Below are 22,518 nucleotides of genomic sequence, written 5' to 3' on the forward strand. Positions count from 1 at the left end.
TCTCGCATTAGGCTCTTTACGTGATAAAGCTAAAAGTTGCTTGGATTTTTCTAAGTTCAATTTAGTAAAAGTAGATAAGTATCAGTGTGCTAATTAGATCACATAATTTGGCAGATTGGTATTAAAAATCATATCAAATAATGCGACTTGTATATTTTTGTCTAATTTATCAAAATCATCATAATAACCATTAGACTTTTTATATAGAGTAGAAAGCTCTCTGTAAAAAGAATCCATATGTTTGTCTAGTTGGCGTGTAATTTCTACATCTTTAATTATGAGTGTAGTAAATTGCTTATACCATTCAGCTTTATAATTTCTTTTTTGTTTAGCTATTGTTTCAAATTCTTTTTGCTTTTCTAGAGGAGTTGCAGGAGGACCCGGTTGATTGTTAACTACTTTATTCATTGGGAGCAGGGTTGCAGCTTGTTTGTTTTTTATCATATGACCTACGCCTGTGGTTACATAGCCCTGAGAGTCTAGATAAAAGTGATTAATTTTTTCTCATATTTTATAATGTTTTTAATTACTTCTTATTTCACCTGTGGATTTAATGGCATTTAAAATTCCTTTTAATAGTATTACCTAATTAGCATACAAGAATACTTAAAATTACCTAAAAAACAACAATCATGAACACTAGTTCACTTAAAAATAATGGGCAGGCTCAAGTTTAACTCTATTAAGCAATCTGTTTTTCAGCAAGATTTAATTCCATTGTCGCTTTTAATAAGCGGTAAAGATTAATTGATGCATCAATTTCTTCTTTACGGTTGGTTAAACTTTCAATATTTAACCCCAGTGGCACGTCTAAATGCGCGCAACTTCTTAGTATTAAATCTAAGTTTTCACGGCAAATACGTACAGATTCACTCAGTGGGTTTTGCGAATCAAGCATCCGCCATTTAGTTGCATCAGGTACGGAAATTCCTAACCATTGCATAAACTCTAAGGTTTTTTCACTGCCGCAGGGTGTAAAGGTTAGAATAATACGTTTAGGTTCGATACCTTGAGCTTTACAGCTGCGCGCATAACTGGTGATCAAATCCACGGTTGCTTGCGCGTTATACACAGCTTGTGAGATAAAAAATTTACAGCCTTGCGTGGTTTTTTCAAGTAAGCGTTCATGTTCATTACGTTTACTTGCGTGGCGCTCGGCAATGGTAACGCCTCCTAAAAAGAAGTCTTGAGGCTGTTCGCTTAAGACTTTATAAGCATCAGGCAGGCTTAATTTAATATCCCCGTCAGATGATGGACTACCGACTAATACTAGGTTTTTTAAATTAAACTGGTTTTTAGTTTCGCTTAACCACTGTTTAAATTCGGCCACACCGCGCTGTGCAACACTTTTATAAGTGATCACTTCTTGATGCGATAAATTACGTAGTAAGTTACTGTATTCTCGAGGATCTACTGTTTGCTTGAACGGAAAAGGGCGAGGCATCTCAGTGCGACTACTTTCATCTTGAATGTCATAAATAATCACGCCATCGTATTCAATTTCATGCAAACGAGCTAAGAGCTTTTGGGCGATAATTTCAAGCTGCGCTTTATCAGTACCAATACGTGGTGGGGTGGTACCAATTAAGTACACACCCTGATTGGTGTCTTCAATTTTCTCTTGTAGTGATAAAGCCATAATCCTCATTCCAGCTAAGTTAGTATCTATGGCAAATAATATAGCAGCCATTTAGACGTCTAGATAGATTTTTTTTAGTGAAACTTTTTCAACGAAGGTGAGTTTTATTCATGTTGCTCTGAATGAAGAGTTCTGTGTTACACAACTGTTTACATAATTTATTACCTCAGGGGTCTTATATTGACTTGCTTTGTTGCATAATCGGATGACTAAAAACAAGAAATTTATTCAACTAACAAGGGATAGCAATGAAATTTAAATTATTAGCAACGAGCCTTGCGGTAACGCTTGCACTGAGCGGCTGTGCAAATAACAGCGGCTCAAACATGGTCAAAGAGGTTGAGATTGAACAGTCAACGGTTGCCAGTAGTAATGATCGGGTGTTCTCACAAGATTATTTATTAGAAGAGCTTGATAACGGTTTACGCGTTATGGTGGTGAAAACTGATTACCCTGATGTGGTATCACTACAAATTCCAGTGTCTGTCGGTTCTCGTAATGAAGTCGAAGCAGGTAAAACCGGTTTTTCACACTTTTTTGAACACATGATGTTTAAAGGTTCTGAAAAATATCCGCAAGATGTGTATTCTGATATTCTAAAAAATTCTGGGGTTGATAATCGCGCTTATACAACCAATGATTACACTAACTATCACTTAAACTTTTCAAAGCAACATCTTGATAAAGTACTTGAAATTGAAGCGGATATTTTTCAAAACCTGACTTATTCAGAAGAGCAATTTCGTACCGAAGCATTAACAGTTAAAGGCGAATACCTTAAAAATAATGCCAGCCCGGTTCGTAAGTTACTTTCTGCAGTACGTAATGAAGCATTCGAAAAACATACTTATAAACATACCACCATGGGCTTTTTTGCAGATATTGAAGCCATGCCGGATCAAATGGCATACGGTAAAGAGTTTTTTGCTAAGTTTTATAAACCTGAATATGTGTCATTAGTGATTGTAGGCGATGTTGATCCAGCTGAAACTATGGCTATGGTTAAAAAACACTGGGGCCAATGGCAAAAAGGCGATTTCGTTGCTGATATTCCAACCGAACCAAAACAGCAAGCGGCGAAATATATACATGAGCAAAACGAAGGCTTACCAGGGCATTGGTTATTAGTATCTTATAAAGGCACAGCCTGGCAGCCAAAACAAAAAGACAGAGCCGCGCTTGATTTACTGTCACAGCTTTATTTTTCAACCAACTCAGAGCTTTACCAAGAGTTAGTGGTTGATAAACAAATTGCTAGCCAAATGTTTAGCTATAACCCTGATACCAAAGATCCCGGCTTATTACATGTTTTTGTGAAAGTTGAAAATGAGGCTGATTTAGCGGTTGCTCGTGATGCAATTAATAGCACCTACGCAAAAGCTCGCACTGAGTTGGTTGATAGCCAAAAGCTAGCTGATTTAAAATCCAATCTTAAATACAGCTTTATTAACGGCCTAGACTCATCACAAGCTATAGGTTCAACCCTTGCCAGTTATATGCATTTTGAGCGCGATCCAGAAGTCGTCAATCAGTTATATGCAACGGCAGATAGCATCACCGCGCAAGATATTAAAGACATTGCTAATAAGTATTTTGTAGACAGTGGTCGTACTACTGTGACTATGTCTGCACTGGATAAAGTGGCTGGTTTTGAACAAGAAGTGGACTTAAACACTCTCGTTGCTAGCAAGCAAACTGTGCAACAGCGTCATTTTAAAGTGCTAGATAAAACCAATAGTTCGCCATTGATTGATATTAACTGGTTATTCCATACCGGTGCTGCGGCTGATCCTAAAGGTCAAAAAGGCGTAGCTGCACTCACTGCGGCCATGCTTGCTCAAGGTGGTTCACAGGCGAAGAGCTACAACGACATTAAACAGGCACTTTATCCATTGGCAGGTAGCTTTGGTTATCAGATAGATAAAGAAATGATTTCGCTACAAGGGCGTGTCCATAAAGATAACGCTACACAATGGTATGCACTGGTTAGTGAGCAGTTACTAAATCCTGGCTTTAGAGAAGATGACTTTAAACGCCTTAAGAAAGAGCTCATCGACGGTATAAAATCTGGCCTAAAAGCCTCAAATGACGAAGAGCTAGGTAAAGAAGTGCTTTATCATAAGCTGTATCAAGGTCACCCATATGAGAGCTATAACTACGGTGATCTATCTGATTTAGAAGCATTAACACTTGATGACGTGAAAGCGTTTTATGCGAAAGAATTTACTCAAGCTAAACTGACTGTCGGTTTAATTGGCGCAGTACCTGAATCACTTAAAGCAACCATGTTTAGCGATTTAAGTGCTTTGCCTAAAGGTCAGCAAAGTCGTTTATCGATTCCTGATGCACCAGCGCTAAAAGGTCATCACGCTACAATTGTAGAAAAATCAGCGCAATCGACTGCGGTATCGTTTGGCTTCCCAATTGATACCATTCGTAGTAGTGAAGACTGGACGGCACTGTGGTTAGTTCGCTCATACTTTGGCGAGCACCGCAGTTCAAACTCATATCTTTATGAGCGCATTCGTCAAACCCGCGGTATGAACTACGGCGATTACGCGTATATTGAGTATTTCCCACGAGGTATGTTCCAGACTAAGCCTGATGCAAACTTAGGCCGCTCTGAGCAAATATTTCAAGTATGGCTTCGCCCGCTGCGCTCGAACAATGACGCTCATTTTGCAACGCGTACCGCTTTATTTGAACTTGATAAGCTAATCAAAAATGGCATGACAGAAAAAGACTTTGACGCAACGCGTAACTTCTTAATTAACTTTGTGCCGCAAATGGTAGCAAGCCAAAACCGTCAATTAGGGTATGCGCTAGATAGTGAGTTTTACAACACCGATACTTTCGTAAAATATGTAACGAGCAAGCTTGAAAAACTGACAGTAGCTGATGTAAATCGTGTCATAAAAGAGAACTTACAAACGGATGATATTCAGTATGTGTTTATCACCGGCGACGGAAAAGATATGCAAAAGCGCCTAGCGTCAGAGCAAACATCCCCTATGGTATATAATGCAGAGAAACCAGCTGAATTAGTTGCTGAGGATAAAGTAATCGCTAATTACAAACTGGCAATACCAGCGAAAAATATTGAAGTACTTGCTGTAGATAAGGTGTTTGAATAACGAGCATTTAAATAACTAAGAAGCTTAATTTAGATGCCCCAAATTTGGGGCATTTTTATAACATTGCGCCAATTTTTACACCTAATCCAAAAAGTATAATTGCACTGACGATAAGCACTAAGGTGATGTGTCCTCGCGATTCCTTTGACATAGTTTAAATCTCCTTATTTCATAATTAAAAACACGGTGATCATGCCAAGCGCAAAGCTGGCAATGGACGACAGCGCTAAAATTGTTGTGATACTTTGCGTATTTAAAGTATGTGTCTGAGCAACTGAAACTGTATTTTCCTCAAGTTTTATTAACTCACCTTGACGTACTTCTAACACTGCACACAAGGCCATGGTGGTTTCTTTAGACGCTGCGCCTTCTTTTTCTACCCGTTGAATAGTTCGTAAACTTACGTCACAGGCATCTGCAAGCTGTTGTTGAGTCCAATCAAGCTTTTGCCTTAATGCTTTTATAGTTTTGGGGTTTAATTGCATGATTATTTCCCCAAAGCTAATGTTGAAATAATATACCCAACAGTAAAACCAACAACAAAACATCCAGCAATAAAAAGAGCTGATTTTTTAGGGTTACTAAATAAAGTTGTTTGCTCTAAGCTTTTAACTAACTTTTTATTTTTAAACAGTGAGCACTCAAGCCTACCAGTTAAAATATTGTGCATTTCAAACTTAACATTAAAAGTATTACCTGATAGTTCAAATTGGTGTTTACTTGTGACATTAATACTTCGCTTTTCACTAACTAGCTCATCATTAATATAGACTTCTTCCTTACCTGTGAAGTAACTGCCAAAGCAGGCTATTTGATCGTCGCCATCTTGAAAGTAAAATTTATAGCCTAGTTTCTTTGTATTGAGTATGTCATTGTTCATCATCGTATTCCTTATTAAGTTGATGATGCTAATTTAGCGTTTATTATTATTTTTTACGCCGTCAGCTTTACGCCAGTTGTTATTTTGTCATATGACAGTATAACTGTCATTGATGTTTAGTTATTGAATTTTAAAGTTTTATATTTTTTATGGCTACACGTTAATTTTATCTACTGTCGTAACTCATTATGTAAAACTATAATGAGATTATTAAAGAATGATTTTGAAATTTAGTTATATCTAATAACCATAACAAATAATCGCAGCGTTAACACATCTGACTTGAAATCCGTTAAACTGCATAAAAGCTTATCTTCGTATTAATTTAAGGCCGTCCTATGCGTCATGAAATTTGGCAACAGCTCCGCACCGAAGCAAATGAAGTCGTTACCCGTGAACCTCTATTAGCAAGTCATGTGTATTCATGCATTTTAAATCATGAGTGCTTAGGGTCTGCGTTGAGCTTTATTGTTGCTAATAAGCTGGCAGACGCAGTGGTATCTGCATTTACTATCCGGGAGTTATTTGATCAGGCTTTTGTTGAATGTGATCGAATGCTTACTCATGTCGCCCATGATATAAAAGCCGTTAAAGATCGTGATCCCGCTGCCGATACATATTTAACTGTGATATTAAATTTAAAAGGTTTCCATGCAATTCAAGCACATCGACTCGCCCATTGCTTATGGTTACAAAACCGTAAAGAGCTCGCTCGCTTTATTCAAAGCCGTACCTCAGAAGTATTTGGCGTTGATATCCATCCTGCTTGTAAAGTCGGCCATGGTATTATGTTTGACCATGCAACTGGTATAGTGATTGGTGAAACAGCTGTTATTGAAGATAACGTCTCTATTTTACAATCAGTTACTCTAGGTGGTACTGGTAATGAAAAAGGCGATCGTCATCCGAAAATTCGCGCCGGTGTTTTAATTGGTGCTGGGGCTAAAGTGCTCGGCAATATTGAGGTCGGCGAGGGCGCCCGAATTGGCGCAGGCTCAGTGGTATTGAGCGCCGTACCACCTCACACCACGGTAGTTGGCGTGCCAGCTAAAATTGTTGGTAAACCAAATTGTCCCTGTCCAGCGCAAAGCATGAATCAAAACTTTTTAGAAGTTGAAGCTGAAAACGAATCGCACACCAGCGCAATGCTATAAATCAAAATTAACCATAAATGGAATTATAAATGAGTAATAATGGTTTGTTTTCTCGTGTGCTGGCGTTTGCTGCTGGCGTGGTTTTAACTTGGGGTTACTTTCAGTTGACCTCAAGCAAGACAACACCTGTTCATACACTGCTAACACACGAGGTTGAGCAGCAACGCAATATAATGGCGACGGACGAAACAGCTGTTGCTAATCAAGCTGCAAATTTTGCACAAGCGATTGATAGCAAAAAAATGGCCATTGCACCACAACAGCAAATGGCAGAAGAGCAACCGCTTGAGCAACAAGTGCAACAGCTCAAGCGTGAGTTACTGCAACAGCAAAAATTAGTAAAAGCTTACGAACAACAATTGCAAGCACCGTCCGATTTTGAACAAGCTTTGCTAGACAAGTTTACTGAGCAAAGTCGCAATGAAGAGTGGGCTTATCGTACCGAGACTGCCATGAAAGACTTTTTACAGATTGCTGATCTTGGCATCACCCCTGAATTGGTTAGTGCGCAGTGTAAAAGTTCGGTATGTAAATTTGAACTTGCAGCGCCAAAGGATGTAGATGATTTTGATCATACCCAATGGCGCGAACTCAACGATAAGTTGGTACAACAAGACTTTTGGCAGCAATTTAAAGTCAGTACTTCAAAATCAAGCGATCGCGATTTTTCATTATTATTAAGTACTGAGTCAGAATAACGAGCCTCAGCTGACACGAGCTTGAATTACGCCATCAGCAAGCTCGGTTACAATTAAATCACCTTGAGTTACTTGCTTAATAGACTTAATCACTTGCCCTTGCTCATTTTTAGTGATGCTATAACCACGAGCGAGTACATTGAGCGGACTTACAGATTCTAATCGGCTAGCCTGCATTGCGAGGGTATTTTGGGCACTGTGTAATTGTTGCTGCATGGTTTGTGTTAAACGCCCTTGCAGTTGCTGTAATTGATGACTTGCCTGAGTAATTTTGCGATCTGGTGAGCGCTGCATTAGTCGCGGCGTTAGATTATTTAAGCGGCGCTCATATTGATAGAGCCGATGTTGTATCGCCTGCTGTAATGCTACTGTCAATTCATCTAAACGTTGCGCTTGTTGATTTAACTGATTACGCGGGTGACATAATGTTAAACGGTGCTCAAGTGCTGTTGCAACGCTTTGCTTTGCAGATAACTGATGTTTAAACGCATTGGCTAAGCGATTTAATTGTTGTTGGATTTGATTATAAAGTTCGCTGCTATTGGGGCTAACAAGCTCTGCAGCCGCGCTTGGCGTTGCGGCGCGCACATCGGCAACATAATCGCTAATGGTGGTATCAATTTCATGACCGACAGCACTGATAATTGGTAGGTTACTGGCAAAAATAGCGCGTGCCAGTAGCTCATGGTTAAAGCACCATAAATCTTCTAGTGATCCACCACCGCGGCCTAAAATAATTACATCAACTTCATTGCGGGCATTAGCAATATTGATTTTATCAATTAATTGTAGGTGCGCGTCTTTACCTTGCACCATAGCAGGGTAGATCACGACTTCAAGTTGTGGCGCTCGACGCTTAAGTACCGTTAAAATATCTTTGATAGCCGCCCCTGTGGCTGATGTAATAACACCAACACGATGCACAACCCCAGGCAATGGTTGTTTATGGGCGGAGCTAAATAAACCTTCGGCGGCTAAGCGCATTTTTAATTCATCAAACTGTTGCTTTAGTTGCCCTTCGCCAGCAGCTTCCATGTGTTCAACAATCAGCTGATAGTCACCACGCGGTTCATACAGCGATACTCGGGCTCGAACTGTCACTTGTGCGCCATTTTCAGGGCGATAGCGTTGGCCTCGATTGTTGCCTCGCCACATCGCCGCTTTTACTTGAGCGCGATCATCTTTGAGCGTGAAATACCAATGACCAGAGGCTGGTGTAATGAAATTTGATATTTCGCCGGTTAAATTTAACGATGCGAATCCTTGTTCGAGTACGGTTCTTATTTCTCTATTTAACCTAGAAACGGTATAAATCGTTTGCTGCTGGGATGTTACGGCCATAAAGCGACTCTAAAAAGCGATGATGGGGGTATTTTATCATAAATAATTGTGAAATCTTATTTACTCGTGCCCACAACGCTGATAAAATTTGGCCGCAATTCCTTAAACAAGATCCACATGTGAGAAGTTGCCAAAATGCTTAGAATTGCTAAAGAAGCTCTTACCTTTGATGACGTACTTTTAGTACCAGGTCATTCTACTGTTTTGCCACACACGGCAAACATTTCAACTCGCTTAACGCGTGGTATCAAACTTAACTTGCCGCTAGTTTCAGCATCTATGGATACTGTTACCGAAGCACGCTTAGCGATTGCGCTAGCGCAAGAGGGCGGTTTAGGTTTTATCCACAAAAACATGACAATTGAAGAACAAGCCAAAAACGTACGTAAAGTTAAAACGTATGAAGCGGGTATTGTTTCTTTCCCTGTTACTGTGACAGCGGATTTAACCATTGCAGATGCAATTGTACTTGCTGAAGAAAAAGGCTTTTCAGGTTTTCCGGTAACGGACGCTGAAAACGGCCTTGTTGGTATTGTTACCAGCCGCGATATGCGTTTCGAAACCAAGCTTGAGCAACCGGTTTCAACAGTGATGACTAAAAAAGAAAAGTTAGTCACTGTAAAAGAAGGTGCTGCGCGTGATGAAATCTTAGGATTAATGCACGAACACCGTATCGAAAAAATCCTTGTTGTTGATGATGCGTTTAAATTAAAAGGCATGATCACAGTAAAAGATTATCAAAAAGCACAAGACAAACCACATGCATGTAAAGATGAACAAGGTCGTTTACGTGTAGGTGCTGCTGTTGGTGTAGGCCCAGGTACTGATGAGCGTATTGCTGCATTAGTCGAAGCGGGCGTTGATGTATTACTAATTGATACCTCACATGGTCATTCTCAAGGTGTTATCGACCGTGTTGCACAAACTCGTCAAACTTACCCTGAACTACAAATTGTAGCAGGCAATGTGGCAACAGCTGAAGGTGCGATTGCGCTTGCCGACGCCGGTGTTGATGCAGTTAAAGTAGGAATTGGCCCAGGTTCAATCTGTACTACGCGTATTGTTACTGGTTGTGGTGTACCACAAATCACTGCTATCTCTGATGCTGTTGATGGCCTAAAAGGTCGTGACATTCCAGTGATTGCTGATGGTGGTATTCGTTTCTCAGGTGATATTGTAAAAGCACTTGTTGCTGGTGCATCATGTGTGATGGTTGGCTCAATGCTAGCGGGTACTGAAGAAGCGCCTGGTGAAGTCGAGCTTTACCAAGGCCGTTACTACAAGTCATACCGTGGTATGGGCTCGCTTGGTGCGATGAACCAAAAAGAAGGTTCATCAGATCGCTATTTCCAAAAATCAAATCAAGCAGACAAGCTTGTGCCAGAAGGTATTGAAGGTCGTGTGGCTTATAAAGGTCCAATCGCGACAATCATTCACCAACAAGTTGGCGGCCTGCGCAGCGCAATGGGTTTAACCGGTTGTGCAACGATTGAAGAATTAAACACTAAACCTCAGTTTGTACGTGTTACTTCAGCAGGTATGGGTGAGTCACATGTTCATGATGTGCAAATCACCAAAGAAGCACCTAACTACCGCTTAGGTTAATAGCTTCAAATCTATTAAAATTACTGGGCTAGCTTCGCTAGCCCTTATTTATTATAGTCATTCAGGTAACCTGAGTGCTAGTTCTTGACTAACGAGACCCTCAATGAGCAAAGACATTCACGATTCACGAATTCTTATTTTAGACTTTGGTTCGCAATACACGCAATTGATCGCCCGCCGTGTGCGAGAAATTGGTGTTTACTGTGAACTGTGGGCATGGGACGTAACGGAAGAGCAGATCCGTGAGTTCAATCCACAAGGTATCATTCTATCTGGTGGCCCTGAGTCAACAACCTTAGAAAACAGCCCGCGTGCCCCTGAGTATGTATTCAATGCAGGCGTACCTGTACTTGGTATTTGTTACGGCATGCAAACAATGGCTACTCAGCTTGGCGGTAGCGTTCATAGCTCTGATAAGAAAGAGTTTGGTTACGCGCAAGTTGAAAAAGTCGGTAACTGTGCATTATTTGATGCCATTGAAGACAGCATTACCGATGGCGGTGAAGGTATTTTAGACGTGTGGATGAGCCATGGTGATAAAGTAATGGAAATTCCAGATACTTTCAAAACCACAGCTAAAACATCTACTTGCCCACATGCGGCAATGTCTAACGAAGAAAAGCGTTTTTACGGCGTACAATTCCACCCAGAAGTAACCCACACTCATCAAGGCCAACGTTTGCTAGAACGCTTTGCGATTGATATTTGTGGTTGTGAAAAGCTGTGGACAGCAGCAAAAATCATTGATGACGCCATAGAGCGCATTAAAGATACAGTGGGTGATGACGAAGTAATCTTAGGTTTATCTGGTGGTGTTGATTCATCAGTGGTGGCTATGCTTATTCACCGCGCGATTGGCGACCGTTTAACCTGTGTATTTGTTGATAACGGTTTACTGCGTTTAAACGAAGGTCAGCAAGTAATGGATATGTTTGGCAATAAGTTTGGCCTAAACATTATCAAAGTGGATGCCGAAGAATTATTCTTAGCGGATCTTGCTGGTAAATCAGACCCAGAAGACAAGCGTAAAGCCATTGGTCATACATTTATTAAGGTATTTGATAGCGAATCTAAAAAGCTTAAAAATGCAAAATGGTTAGGTCAAGGTACTATCTACCCAGATGTTATCGAGTCAGCAGCGTCTGCAACTGGTAAAGCGCATGTGATCAAGTCTCACCATAATGTGGGCGGCTTACCAGATGACATGGAAATGGGCTTAGTTGAGCCACTGCGTGAATTATTTAAAGATGAAGTACGTAAAATTGGTTTAGAGCTCGGTTTACCGTACGACATGCTTTATCGTCACCCGTTCCCTGGGCCTGGTCTAGGTGTGCGTGTACTTGGCGAAATCAAAAAAGAGTACTGTGACTTATTACGCCGTGCTGACGCTATCTTCATTGAAGAGCTTCACAAAGCAGAGCTTTACCATAAAGTAAGCCAAGCGTTTACTGTATTCTTACCGGTTAAGTCGGTAGGGGTTATGGGTGATGCACGTAAGTACGACTGGGTTGTTTCACTTCGTTGTGTAGAAACTATCGACTTTATGACTGCACGTTGGTCACATTTACCGTATGAGTTCTTAGGTCTGGTTTCAAACCGCATCATTAATGAAATCGACGGTATCTCACGCGTTGTTTACGATATTTCAGGAAAACCACCTGCGACTATTGAGTGGGAATAATTTTTAGGCCTGAAACGTCTAGCACTAACAGGCATTAAATCTTAATTAAGTCCGCGTAATTGCGGACTTTTTTTATTCGGAACATCACTGAAAAAATGCTGTGACACTTTGTTCTATAAGTCAAAATATAAGATCAGAGCCTTTCGATTGCGCAGGAAGATTTTATATAGCGTGATTGTTCATTAAGTGGCGCATTTGCTCAGTAATCCAATCTGTTAATTTATTGCTTGGGCTATCGAGTCGTTTTACTATGCCTATTTCAATTAATAGATCCGTTAAGAAGTCGGCTTGAGCTATTTTTATTTGTTCAAAAAACCAATGCGCCTTGGCTATATGCTCAGGCACGATGGCCCAGCCTTGATTCTGCGTTACCAATTCACAAATCAAATAATAACTGTCTAAATCCCAATGATCTGGGCTTAGGGCATTTTCGCGGTTTTCTCCTGAGCGGTTGCAGAGTACGAACTGACGATATTGTTGTAGTTGCGCAAGGGTCAATACATCTTCTTTAGCGAGAACGTGCTTGTTACCGACAATCAGGATTTTTCTAAAATACCCCAGAGACTGTAAGGTTAACTTGGGTGGCAAAGCACTGTTGCTAATCATAAAACCAATGTCGGCCTTTTGATTAGCAATGGCATTGGCAATGTCGTCTTGTGAGCCATTGGTAATAACCAAATGAGTGTTAGGAAACAAATCGCCTACTTGAGAAAAAATAGAATGAATGGTTTCCAGTGGTAAGGCTTCATCCAGGGCGATTCGTAACGAAATGGGCTCTTTGTTCGCAGCTGTAAGTGCTCTTGAATCTAATCGAAGGCATTGGTTAAGCACGGCTCGCGCTTCGGGAAGCATCTCTTTCCCCAGAGGCGTTAATACGGGGTATTTAGAGCTGCGATCAAATAACTCAAACCCTAAATCCAATTCTAAATTGGCTATGGCGCTACTAATTCGTGATTGTGCCTTTTGTAATTGCCTTGCTGCTGCAGAAAAAGAACCCTGCTCAGCGGCGGTAACAAAAGCCAGTAATTGATCCAATGTCCAATTCATTCCTATCTCCTAAACGGCCATTTAGCGGCTAGTTAAGCTTTTTAATCCATCCTTTAAGCGGATGGTAACTGATTTTCTTATATCTCAATTAAATATATTATGCCCGCATTATTACCTTCTGGATATTTAAGATGCAAGCTGCCCCACAAGTTCAACCGTCACAATCCGTCGCAGGCACGTTTTGGCGTTTTGCCATTCCTTCCATCGTCGCTATGTTAGTCAGTGGTCTATATCAGATCATTGATGGTTTCTTCGTTGGTCACTATGTTGGGGCAAACGGACTTGCAGGTATCAACATGGCAATTCCATTGCTTGGTTTAATCATGGGCTTTGGTTTGCTTGTTGGTATGGGAGGCGGCAGCGTGTTGTCTAAATATCGTGGCGAGAATAACCTCGTAGCCACTCAAGCAACACTCATCACAGCGCTTTTCTTGATTATTTTGATCGGCTTATTGGCCACAGTTGTGTTTATCGTTTTTGGTCAGAGCCTGCTCAATATTCAAGGCGCGACCGGCGTCACCTTAGAGATGAGTTGGGGTTATGTGCAGATCATGTCGTTTGGGGCGCTTATTTCGATTGGTGCTAGTGCCATGCCGATGTTGGTTAGAAATGACGATAGCCCAAACCTTGCGACGGTATTCATCATTGTAGGTGCCTTGACCAATATTGTCTTGGACTATGTTTTCTTAGGCCATCTTGATATGGGATTAAAAGGTGCAGCTATTGCTACCTTAATTGCTCAATTAACCACTTGTATATTGTGTTTACGTTACTTTACGTCGTCAAAAGCTAAAACCAAGCTATCGGTTAAACAACTTGATAAGACCATCGCCATTCGTATCGTGCAATTAGGGTCGTCAAACTTAGTGATGTTTATCTACTTCAGCTTCGTCATGGCGTTCCATAACATGCAATTTATGGCCTACGGAGACACCACGCAGTTAGCCGCATTCGCGATTGTTGGCTACTTAGCGAGCTGTTATTACTTCTTCGCTGAAGGCTTAGTCAGCGGCTTGCAGCCACCAGTGAGTTACTACTTAGGCGCCAAGCAATACAAACGCATTAGCGAAACCGTAAAACTGGCTTTTTCTGTTACCGTTGGGTCCGGTATAGCTTTGGTAATACTGTTTAACATTTTTCCGGAAATCTTTATCAGCATCTTTACCACAGGCAATGATGCATTACTTGAAGCAAGCAAAAACGGTATTCGTTTACACTTAATGGCATTGTTTTTAGATGGCTTCTTATTCATGGCGTCCATCTACTTCGTCGCCGTTGGTAAAAGCGGACAAGCCCTGTTTGTTTCCGTCGGCAATATGTTGATACAGTTTCCTTTCCTATTCATCTTGCCGAAATACCTAGGTATCGATGGTGTTTGGTTAGCCGTCCCTTTATCTAACATTGCCTTCGCATTGATCGTACTGCCGATGCTATTAAGCAACCTGAAAGGTTTTATGTACATGCATAAACAACAAAGTTTCGTTTAAAAAAACAATAAGAACAAAATAGTAAGGATATTTTCATATCGACGAGCGTTAAATAACTTTGGGGCAAAAGCGAGTTATGTGTTTTAACAACAAGAGTCTGCACCACTTACTATGACTTGATATGTAGCTGGTCGCTCATGTTTTGATACGCTTTAAAAGTGGACAACAAGTTGAGTATAAAAAGTGAATAGAATTGAACTTAACCGCGCTTATTACTGAAAAGAAGCATGGGCTTCGTTGTGATATGGCCGAATCCTCAGTCTGGGCCAAAGCTGAACTAAAACGTCTGCGAGTAGCAAAAAGTAAAAAATGCTGAACATGGATATATATGAAGGCTTATCCTAGTTTAGGTAAGTAATTATAAAAACGGCGGATTAGTTGACTAATTCGCCGTTTTGTTTATTTAAAAAGCAGTTAAACTAAAGGAGTGATTTTTTTCTTTACCTTTAGCGAAACTTCTCTATAATTCGTCGTCATTGCAGGGGCGTAGTTCCAATTGGTAGAACAGCGGTCTCCAAAACCGATGGTTGGGAGTTCGAGTCTCTCCGCCCCTGCCACTTCTTCTTTACATAGCCTTGATTACTTCTTATATTGTTCCAGTGTTTAAATCTACTGAGTTTTTATGCATCCACGATACGCAGCTATTTTTGGTATAGAAAACCTCGAACTAAATCAGCATTTCCGATTACAGCCTGTCGCTGAACAACGTTCTGATGCACCAAGTGCAGCGCCGCAGGTAAATATAGAGCTAAGTACAACGCTATTGGCTGATTTAAATCGCGCTATTGCCCCATTAAAAATTAGCCAAGTAGTGCAAAGCGATAAGCTTACATGGCATGATGGTCAATTGAGCTTACCAACCCAGCAGCTTAATGCTGATAATAAACGCGCGCTATGGGCGCTGATGAGCACACACCTTGATAACCTTTGAATCTGTTACTGAATTATCCATTGATGCGTTGATGCGTGTTGAGAACGCATGTCACACTCATCCGTGGACAGTAAACACTATGCAATCATGTCTCGCTGGACGTTACTTTAATTTAGCTGCGTTTAATGAACAGCAAATTATTGGTTTTTATATCGGTGAAAAAGCAGGGCCTGACTTTACTTTAATGGATATCTGCGTGGCACCTGATTTTCAGGGGCAGGGGATTGCCAAACAATTGCTTGCAGCGTTTATTGAATACGGCGAAAAGCATCACGCTGAAAACTTATTTTTAGAAGTACGTGAAACCAATACTCGTGCCATCGCCTTATATGAGCAGGCAGGCTTTAGTGAAATGTCGGTACGTAAAAATTACTACCCAAGTAGTGACCCATCAAAAAATGGCCATGAAGATGCTATCTTAATGGGAATGACATTACTTTTTGGTTAATGACTGTTCTTGTTGCAAGGTATATTTTATCGCTTCAATTAAGCTCAGTGCTAAATAATCACGGCGGTTGTGATCACGGCCACGTAAATTATCTTCAAGTGTGGCCGCCGCATGGTGAATATTACTAAAACCAAAACAACCAGCACTGCCTTTTAAACTATGGGCCAGTGCTCTGAGCTGCTCCCACTCACCATTATTGTATAGCTGCGTAACGTCGGTTAAATAACCTGGCAGTTTTAAGCGATAGTTGTCGTTGATCTGTTGAAATTTTTCGCTGTTTAGCAAGCTATCCCATTTATTCTGGCTGTCTTTTTCAATATTTAAATAGCTAACAAGCACACTTTCTAAGGCATCTTTATCGATAGGCTTAGCCAGTGCTTCGTCGCAACCGGCTTGCAAATAGGTGTTTACGTCATGTTTCATAACATTCGCGGTAAGTGCAATGATCGGCCCATCGTAGGCTGCATGGCGGAGCATTTGCGTGGCTTCTAAGCCGCCCATTATCGGCATTTGCATGTCCATAATGATTAATTGATAGTCATTCACCAGCGCCATTTCAACAGCTTCTGCACCATTATTGGCTATATCAGGCTCAAGCCCCCATGTTTGCAGTAATAACTTGATTAGTACTTGGTTGTCAGGGTTATCCTCGGCGACTAATATATTGGCATCAAAGCTATTTTCTGCGAATGAAAGCTGTAAGTCCTTAGCGGGAGTTAATTGGCTTAACTCAGTCAGCATTGGCACTGTTTGTTGTTTATCTGCAGGTAAGTTACAGGCAATTTGCACGCAGAAACAGCTTCCTTGGCCTGGCGTGCTTGTTACATAAACATCACCACCGAGCAATTGTGCTAAATTTTTAGAAATACATAAGCCTAAGCCAGTGCCGCCAAAGCGTCGTGTTGTTGTTGTATCAGCTTGTTCAAAAGGTTTGAATACCCGCTCAACTTCTCGCTCTGACATGCCAATACCGCTATCTTTAATGGCAAATTCTATGAGTTGTAAATCACTGTTATAGGTAATATCTAATTCAATTAAACCTTGCTCGGTAAACTTCACTGCATTGCTGGCAATATTAATGAGAATTTGCTTTAAACGAGTGCTATCACTATTAATTATACGCGGTAATGGTAAGTGAAAATTGATATTGCAGTTAAGTTTTTTCTCTTGTGATAAAGGACGAATAATCGAATCAATATCATGAACTAACTGCACAATATCTAGCGGTTCTTTTTCAACAGCTAATTTTTCGGCTTCGATTTTCGACAAGTCTAAAATATTATTGATGAGTTCAAGTAAGTGTTTAGAGTTACGTAATATAGTATTTAGGTGCCAAGCGTCGCCGGTTGTATTTTGGCTGTGTAATAGCTGCTCAGTAAAGCCCATGATGGCGGTTAGTGGTGTACGTATTTCATGACTCATATTGGCTAAAAAGCGGCTTTTTAATTGGTTCGCTTGTTCCGCTTGGGCAATGGCCACCTCGAGTTGACTATTCATGGTTTCAAGTGCTTTGGTACGGCTTTCGACTTTATCTTCTAAGTGATGTTTATATTCTTCAAGTTCGTCTTGATAATGACGAATTTGGTTCACCATGTGATTAAAATCATTAAATAATACCCCCACCTCATCATTATTATGGGCAGGCAAATATACCGACAAATCGCCGTCTCCTACTCGATGGCTGGCTGCCCCAAGTAACTCAATTGGGTTAAGTAGTAAATTACGTACCACAATAAAAATCAGCATCGGCAGGGTGATCACTGAAATAATTACAATCAAGGCGGTGATCAAACTGATCGCTTTGCCGGATTGATAAAGCAAGGCTTTGGGGATGGTCGAGACATAATAATAACCGCCGCTCATTTGGATGGCGTAAATCATCCGTTCAACCTTATCAATACTCGATAACTCTATGGTTGAGAGCTTACCTAGATCGGCTAAGTCGTGAATTTGTTGCAGCTCATATTCGCTAATATATTGACCGCGCTTATTGTAGTCTGAGCTAAATAATATTTTGCCATTGCTGGTCAGTAATAAATTTAAGGTATTGTTATAGGGCGCTTCTAAAATGCTGGTATTTAAAATCGATGGCTCAACATGCAACACAATAAACCCTAATTGTTGCGGACGTTTAAGGTAGTAATCAGCACTGTAAATACGTTGAATAAAATACAAACTGGTAGTGCCATCTTGTTTTTGCACCATAAACTGTTGTTGGCGTAAGTTACTTTGTAAAACTTGTGAGAAAAATGGATAGCTGGTTGGTGCGGTATTTAAATTACTGGAGTAATAGGCGTCGCTTTGACCATCCGGAGAGACTAAATTTACGCTAACAATATCGGGATAAGCTTCTGAATAGCTTGCAAATACATCCATTAGTGCGCCTAGACGACGGGTATAATTGCCGTTATCGCGTAAGTCATCTGCTAAAAAGTCACTTAGTACAGGGGAGGCCGAGAGTAACTTTGTAGTGGAGTGGAATGAATCGATGTAATTGAACATTTTTTGTTGTTGCTGTTCAACAAAACGGCTAACAATGAGCTCGGCTTGTTTTTGTGTGGAGCTGGTAACGTTGGTGAGAGTAAAGCCACCTAAAAACAATAACGGTAAAATCACCAAAGGCGTGATATACCATAATAATCTTATACTTAACTTACTTGTTCTCATACCCAAACAAAATATCCTCCATGTAATCTATCAATAGTATGCGTTAGCGTAAAATTACACAAGTTTAGTGCGTTCGCTGCAGCAAACGGGTTGAGCTGATTTTAAACCAAGTTATCGGCTAATTACTTGCAATCGTTGCTTTTTTGGCTAAGACAAACAAGGTATAATGTGACTAATTCTATTTTATATTTACAGTGCGTAGCGAAGACCTGTGCTTAGGTTTGTTTTTGGTTGCGCCTTGTTATGACTTAAAGCGGCTTACATGTCTAATTTATTAAACGAAATCAATACGCGACGCACGTTCGCGATCATCTCGCATCCGGATGCTGGTAAAACTACCATCACCGAAAAAGTACTGTTGTTCGGACAAGCTATTCAAAAAGCGGGTACCGTTAAAGGCCGTGGCTCTAATCAACATGCCAAGTCTGACTGGATGGAAATGGAAAAAGAGCGTGGTATCTCGGTCACGACCTCTGTTATGCAATTCCCATACAATAAAGCGCTAGTAAACTTACTTGATACCCCAGGACATGAAGATTTCTCTGAAGATACTTATCGTACCTTAACTGCGGTCGATTCATGTTTGATGGTGATCGATGCGGCTAAAGGTGTTGAAGATCGTACTCGTAAATTAATGGAAGTAACGCGCTTACGTACCACGCCAATTGTCACATTTATGAATAAATGTGACCGCGATATTCGTGATCCGATGGAGTTGTTAGACGAAGTTGAAACAGAGCTAAATATAGCTTGTGCACCGATCACATGGCCAATTGGCTGTGGTAAAGAGTTTAAAGGTGTTTATCATATTCACCGCGGCGAAACCTTGTTATACAAAACTGGCCAAGGTCATACTATTCAAGAAGTACGCAGCATTAAAGGGCTTGATAACCCTGAGCTTGATGCAGCGATTGGCGATGAGCTTGCTGGGCAACTGCGTGAAGAGTTAGAACTTGTTATTGGTGCATCGCACGAATTTGATTTAGAGCTATTTTTAGCGGGTGAGTTATCACCAGTGTACTTTGGTACTGCGCTTGGTAACTTTGGTGTTGATCATGTGCTTGATGGCCTAACTGAGTGGGCACCAACGCCATTACCGCGTGAAACAGAAGACCGTACTGTTGTTGCAACAGAAGAGAACTTCACTGGCTTCGTATTTAAAATTCAAGCGAATATGGACCCTAAGCACCGTGACCGTATTGCGTTTATGCGTATTGTGTCGGGTAAATACAGCCAAGGCATGAAAATGAACCATGTGCGTATAGGTAAACAAGTCAGTATTTCTGATGCGGTAACCTTTATGGCGGGTGATCGTGAGCGTGCAGGTGATGCTTTTGCAGGTGATATTATTGGTTTACATAACCACGGTACGATCCAGATAGGTGATACCTTCACACAAGGTGAAAAGCTTAAATTTACTGGTATTCCAAACTTTGCGCCGGAATTATTCCGCCGCATTCGTCTGCGTGATCCACTTAAGCAAAAGCAATTATTAAAAGGCTTGGTGCAGCTATCTGAAGAAGGGGCAGTACAAGTATTTAGACCGCTTATTAATAACGACTTAATTGTAGGCGCGGTTGGTATATTGCAGTTTGATGTGGTTGTAGCGCGTTTGAAAGCAGAATATAACGTAGATGCTTTATACGAAAGCGTAAATGTAAATACCGCACGTTGGGTAAGTTCGACTGACGTTAAAAAGTTTGAAGATTTTAAACGTAAGTGCGAAAGCAACTTAGCGCTTGATGGCGGCGATAACTTAACTTACATAGCGCCGAGTCGTGTAAATCTTAACTTATCAATTGAGCGCTATCCAGAAGTGACATTTAACCACACGCGTGAAAATTAGACTCAAATTTTAATTTAAAGCCCGCTAACGCGGGCTGGTAAAGGTAATAAATTACATGAATATTCGTACCCTACTAATTGAAAGAGCCATCGCAGCCATGACTGGCGCTGGCTTACCAGCAGATACTAACCCTGCGGTAACACAGAGTACCCGCCCACAATTTGGTGACTACCAAATTAATGGTGCAATGGGCGCTGCTAAAAAAATGAAAAGCAACCCGCGAGAGCTTGCACAACAAATTATTGATCACTTAGATGTAAGTGATATCGCAGATAAAACAGAAATTGCCGGCCCTGGTTTTATCAATATTCACCTAAAACCTGAGTTTTTAGCGCAAAGCTTAAAAGCGGCAAACCAAGATGCAAAGCTGGCTGTTGCTGAGCATGCACAACCGCAAAAAGTAGTGGTTGATTACTCATCACCTAATCTTGCTAAAGAAATGCACGTTGGGCATTTACGTTCAACGATCATTGGCGATGCAGTAGTACGCGCACTGGAGTTTCGTGGCGACACGGTTATTCGTCAAAACCACATGGGCGATTGGGGCACGCAATTTGGTATGCTGATTGCGCATCTGGAAGATCAAATCAGCCAAGGTGTTGATTTAGATTCTGTGGCACTTGCTGATCTAGAAACCTTCTACCGCGACGCTAAAAAGCGTTTTGATGATGAAGAAGGTTTTGCAGATAAAGCGCGTGATTACGTAGTAAAACTACAAGGTGGCGACGCGCATTGTGAAAAACTATGGAAGTTGTTTATCGCAACCTCGGTAAAGCATTCTGAAGAAGTATACAAACGCTTAAATGTAACGCTTACACCAGACGACATCATGGCTGAAAGTGCTTATAACAGTGAACTGAACAATATCATTAAGTTATTACAAGATAAGAATATTGCCGTTGAGTCACAAGGCGCACAGGTGGTGTTTTTAGATGAGCTGGCAAATAAAGATGGTGAGCCATCAGTGTTTATCGTGCAAAAATCAGGTGGCGGTTTCTTATACGCAACCACCGATTTAGCCGCCTGTGATTACCGTTCAAACAAGTTAGGCGCAGCCCGCATTTTAATTTTTGTTGATGCGCGTCAAAGCCTACACTTCAATCAAGTAGAGCTTACTGCACGTAAAGCCGGTTTACTACGCGATGAAACTAGCTACGAATTTTGCCCATTTGGCACCATGATGGGTGAAGACGGTAAACCATTTAAAACGCGTACAGGTGGCACGGTAAAACTTGCTGATTTACTTGAAGAGTCAATCACTCGAGCTGCTGCTAAGCTTGCTGAACGTGAGTCTGACTTAACTGATGAAGAGCGCAGTGAAATTGCCCGTAAAGTAGGTATTGGCGCAGTTAAATATGCAGACCTTTCTAAGCACCGAACCAGTGATTACATTTTCAACTGGGACAGTATGCTTAGCTTTGAAGGGGCAACAGCACCTTACTTACAATATGCTTATACTCGTGTACGCAGTATTTTCCGTAAATCAGGCGTAGACGCAGCAAGTTTAAACGCAGATGTCGCTATTGTTGAGCCGCAAGAAAAAACCCTTGCGCTTAAACTACTGCAATTAGAAGAAGTACTTGATCAAATGATCAGTGAGGCAACACCGCACGTATTATGTAGTTACCTATACGAGCTTGCCAGCCTATACATGACCTTCTACGAAGCTTGCCCAGTACTTAAAGAAGGCGTAGAGCCAAGTGTACGCGATAGCCGTTTAGTGCTGTGTAATTTGGTAGCGGATACGCTGCGCACAGGCTTAGATCTACTAGGCATCGAAGTCATGGAGCAAATGTAATCTGCTGCGTGTAGTTCGCTTTAGCTGCGTTAATGAGTTTATTTAGCCTAAGTCACATGCAAAAGTGACAAGGTACTAGGAAGAAATAGGCCCTAGGTTCTAAGAATAGTTGACACACAGATAGTTGTTTATAAATTTTTGAAGAACCTAGAACCTAGAACC

General features: G+C 41.0%; 17 protein-coding genes and 1 tRNA gene. 11 read left to right on the top strand and 7 right to left on the bottom strand.

The features are described from left to right. Positions 1-93: 93 nt before the first annotated feature. Both H5200_RS20495 and H5200_RS20500 read right to left on the bottom strand, forming a co-directional pair. Complete coding sequence (locus tag H5200_RS20495; protein WP_182762428.1) at positions 94-444, bottom strand: hypothetical protein; 351 nt, start codon at positions 442-444, stop codon at positions 94-96. Positions 445-682: 238 nt separating this feature from the next. Continuing rightward, the gene (locus H5200_RS20500; RefSeq protein WP_145235486.1) at positions 683-1,639 is read right to left on the bottom strand and encodes a methylenetetrahydrofolate reductase; all 957 of its coding nucleotides are present in this window, start codon (positions 1,637-1,639) and stop codon (positions 683-685) included. Positions 1,640-1,887: 248 nt separating this feature from the next. On the opposite strand from H5200_RS20500, the gene H5200_RS20505 reads away from it, so the two are divergent. Further along, positions 1,888-4,773 carry a pitrilysin family protein gene (locus tag H5200_RS20505; RefSeq protein ID WP_182762430.1) on the top strand — a complete coding sequence of 962 codons (2,886 nt, stop codon included), beginning with the start codon at positions 1,888-1,890 and terminating at the stop codon, positions 4,771-4,773. 164 nt (positions 4,774-4,937) lie between these two features. Here H5200_RS20505 and H5200_RS20510 read toward each other — a convergent pair whose 3' ends face one another. After that, positions 4,938-5,258 (bottom strand): helix-turn-helix domain-containing protein, encoded by a 321-nt coding sequence (locus H5200_RS20510; RefSeq protein ID WP_016708636.1) that lies wholly within the window; start codon positions 5,256-5,258, stop codon positions 4,938-4,940. Between the two features lie 2 nt (positions 5,259-5,260). Beyond that, positions 5,261-5,653 (bottom strand): hypothetical protein, encoded by a 393-nt coding sequence (locus H5200_RS20515; RefSeq protein ID WP_182717228.1) that lies wholly within the window; start codon positions 5,651-5,653, stop codon positions 5,261-5,263. A 338-nt stretch (positions 5,654-5,991) separates the two neighbouring features. Here H5200_RS20515 and cysE point away from each other — a divergent pair, with 338 nt between their 5' ends. Together cysE and H5200_RS20525 are read left to right on the top strand one after the other, a co-directional pair. Then, entirely contained in the window at positions 5,992-6,807 is an 816-nt protein-coding gene (gene cysE / locus H5200_RS20520; protein WP_149982076.1) for a serine O-acetyltransferase, read from the top strand. 29 nt (positions 6,808-6,836) lie between these two features. Beyond that, entirely contained in the window at positions 6,837-7,505 is a 669-nt protein-coding gene (locus H5200_RS20525; protein WP_182717142.1) for a hypothetical protein, read from the top strand. A gap of 6 nt (positions 7,506-7,511) precedes the next feature. On the opposite strand, the gene xseA is transcribed toward H5200_RS20525, so the two are convergent. Continuing rightward, positions 7,512-8,846, bottom strand: coding sequence for an exodeoxyribonuclease VII large subunit (xseA, locus tag H5200_RS20530; RefSeq protein ID WP_182717141.1), 1,335 nt, complete (start codon positions 8,844-8,846; stop codon positions 7,512-7,514). Positions 8,847-8,981: 135 nt separating this feature from the next. On the opposite strand from xseA, the gene guaB reads away from it, so the two are divergent. Next, positions 8,982-10,451, top strand: coding sequence for an IMP dehydrogenase (guaB, locus tag H5200_RS20535; RefSeq protein ID WP_149982073.1), 1,470 nt, complete (start codon positions 8,982-8,984; stop codon positions 10,449-10,451). A gap of 103 nt (positions 10,452-10,554) precedes the next feature. Beyond that, on the top strand, positions 10,555-12,132 hold the full coding sequence (gene guaA / locus H5200_RS20540; RefSeq protein ID WP_145235498.1) for a glutamine-hydrolyzing GMP synthase: 1,578 nt from the start codon (positions 10,555-10,557) through the stop codon (positions 12,130-12,132). Between the two features lie 162 nt (positions 12,133-12,294). Here the strand turns inward: guaA and H5200_RS20545 are convergent, their stop codons facing one another. Continuing rightward, positions 12,295-13,179 (bottom strand): LysR family transcriptional regulator, encoded by an 885-nt coding sequence (locus H5200_RS20545; protein ID WP_182762432.1) that lies wholly within the window; start codon positions 13,177-13,179, stop codon positions 12,295-12,297. 131 nt (positions 13,180-13,310) lie between these two features. Between H5200_RS20545 and H5200_RS20550 the strand changes: the two genes are divergently transcribed. The 4 genes from H5200_RS20550 (at position 13,311) to rimI (ending at position 16,045) form a co-directional block, all read left to right on the top strand. After that, a complete protein-coding gene (locus H5200_RS20550) occupies positions 13,311-14,666 on the top strand; it encodes an MATE family efflux transporter (protein WP_182762434.1) in 1,356 nt (451 codons plus the stop codon). A 480-nt stretch (positions 14,667-15,146) separates the two neighbouring features. After that, a tRNA-Trp gene (locus tag H5200_RS20555) sits at positions 15,147-15,223 on the top strand. A gap of 65 nt (positions 15,224-15,288) precedes the next feature. Continuing rightward, positions 15,289-15,597 (top strand): hypothetical protein, encoded by a 309-nt coding sequence (locus tag H5200_RS20560; RefSeq protein ID WP_182762436.1) that lies wholly within the window; start codon positions 15,289-15,291, stop codon positions 15,595-15,597. After that, on the top strand, positions 15,584-16,045 hold the full coding sequence (rimI, locus tag H5200_RS20565) for a ribosomal protein S18-alanine N-acetyltransferase (protein WP_182717138.1): 462 nt from the start codon (positions 15,584-15,586) through the stop codon (positions 16,043-16,045). The genes H5200_RS20560 and rimI overlap by 14 nt, the downstream gene beginning before the upstream one ends. Here the strand turns inward: rimI and H5200_RS20570 are convergent. Next, positions 16,031-18,712, bottom strand: coding sequence for a hybrid sensor histidine kinase/response regulator (locus H5200_RS20570; protein WP_182762438.1), 2,682 nt, complete (start codon positions 18,710-18,712; stop codon positions 16,031-16,033). The genes rimI and H5200_RS20570 overlap by 15 nt on opposite strands. Positions 18,713-18,974: 262 nt before the next feature. On the opposite strand from H5200_RS20570, the gene prfC reads away from it, so the two are divergent. Together prfC and argS are read left to right on the top strand one after the other, a co-directional pair. Beyond that, positions 18,975-20,558 (top strand): peptide chain release factor 3, encoded by a 1,584-nt coding sequence (gene prfC, locus H5200_RS20575; protein ID WP_145235504.1) that lies wholly within the window; start codon positions 18,975-18,977, stop codon positions 20,556-20,558. Positions 20,559-20,613: 55 nt separating this feature from the next. After that, positions 20,614-22,356 (top strand): arginine--tRNA ligase, encoded by a 1,743-nt coding sequence (gene argS / locus H5200_RS20580; RefSeq protein ID WP_149982070.1) that lies wholly within the window; start codon positions 20,614-20,616, stop codon positions 22,354-22,356. Positions 22,357-22,518: the final 162 nt, after the last annotated feature.

Source organism: Pseudoalteromonas sp. SG43-7, from assembly GCF_014164295.1.
Taxonomy (GTDB): Bacteria; Pseudomonadota; Gammaproteobacteria; order Enterobacterales; family Alteromonadaceae; genus Pseudoalteromonas; species Pseudoalteromonas rhizosphaerae.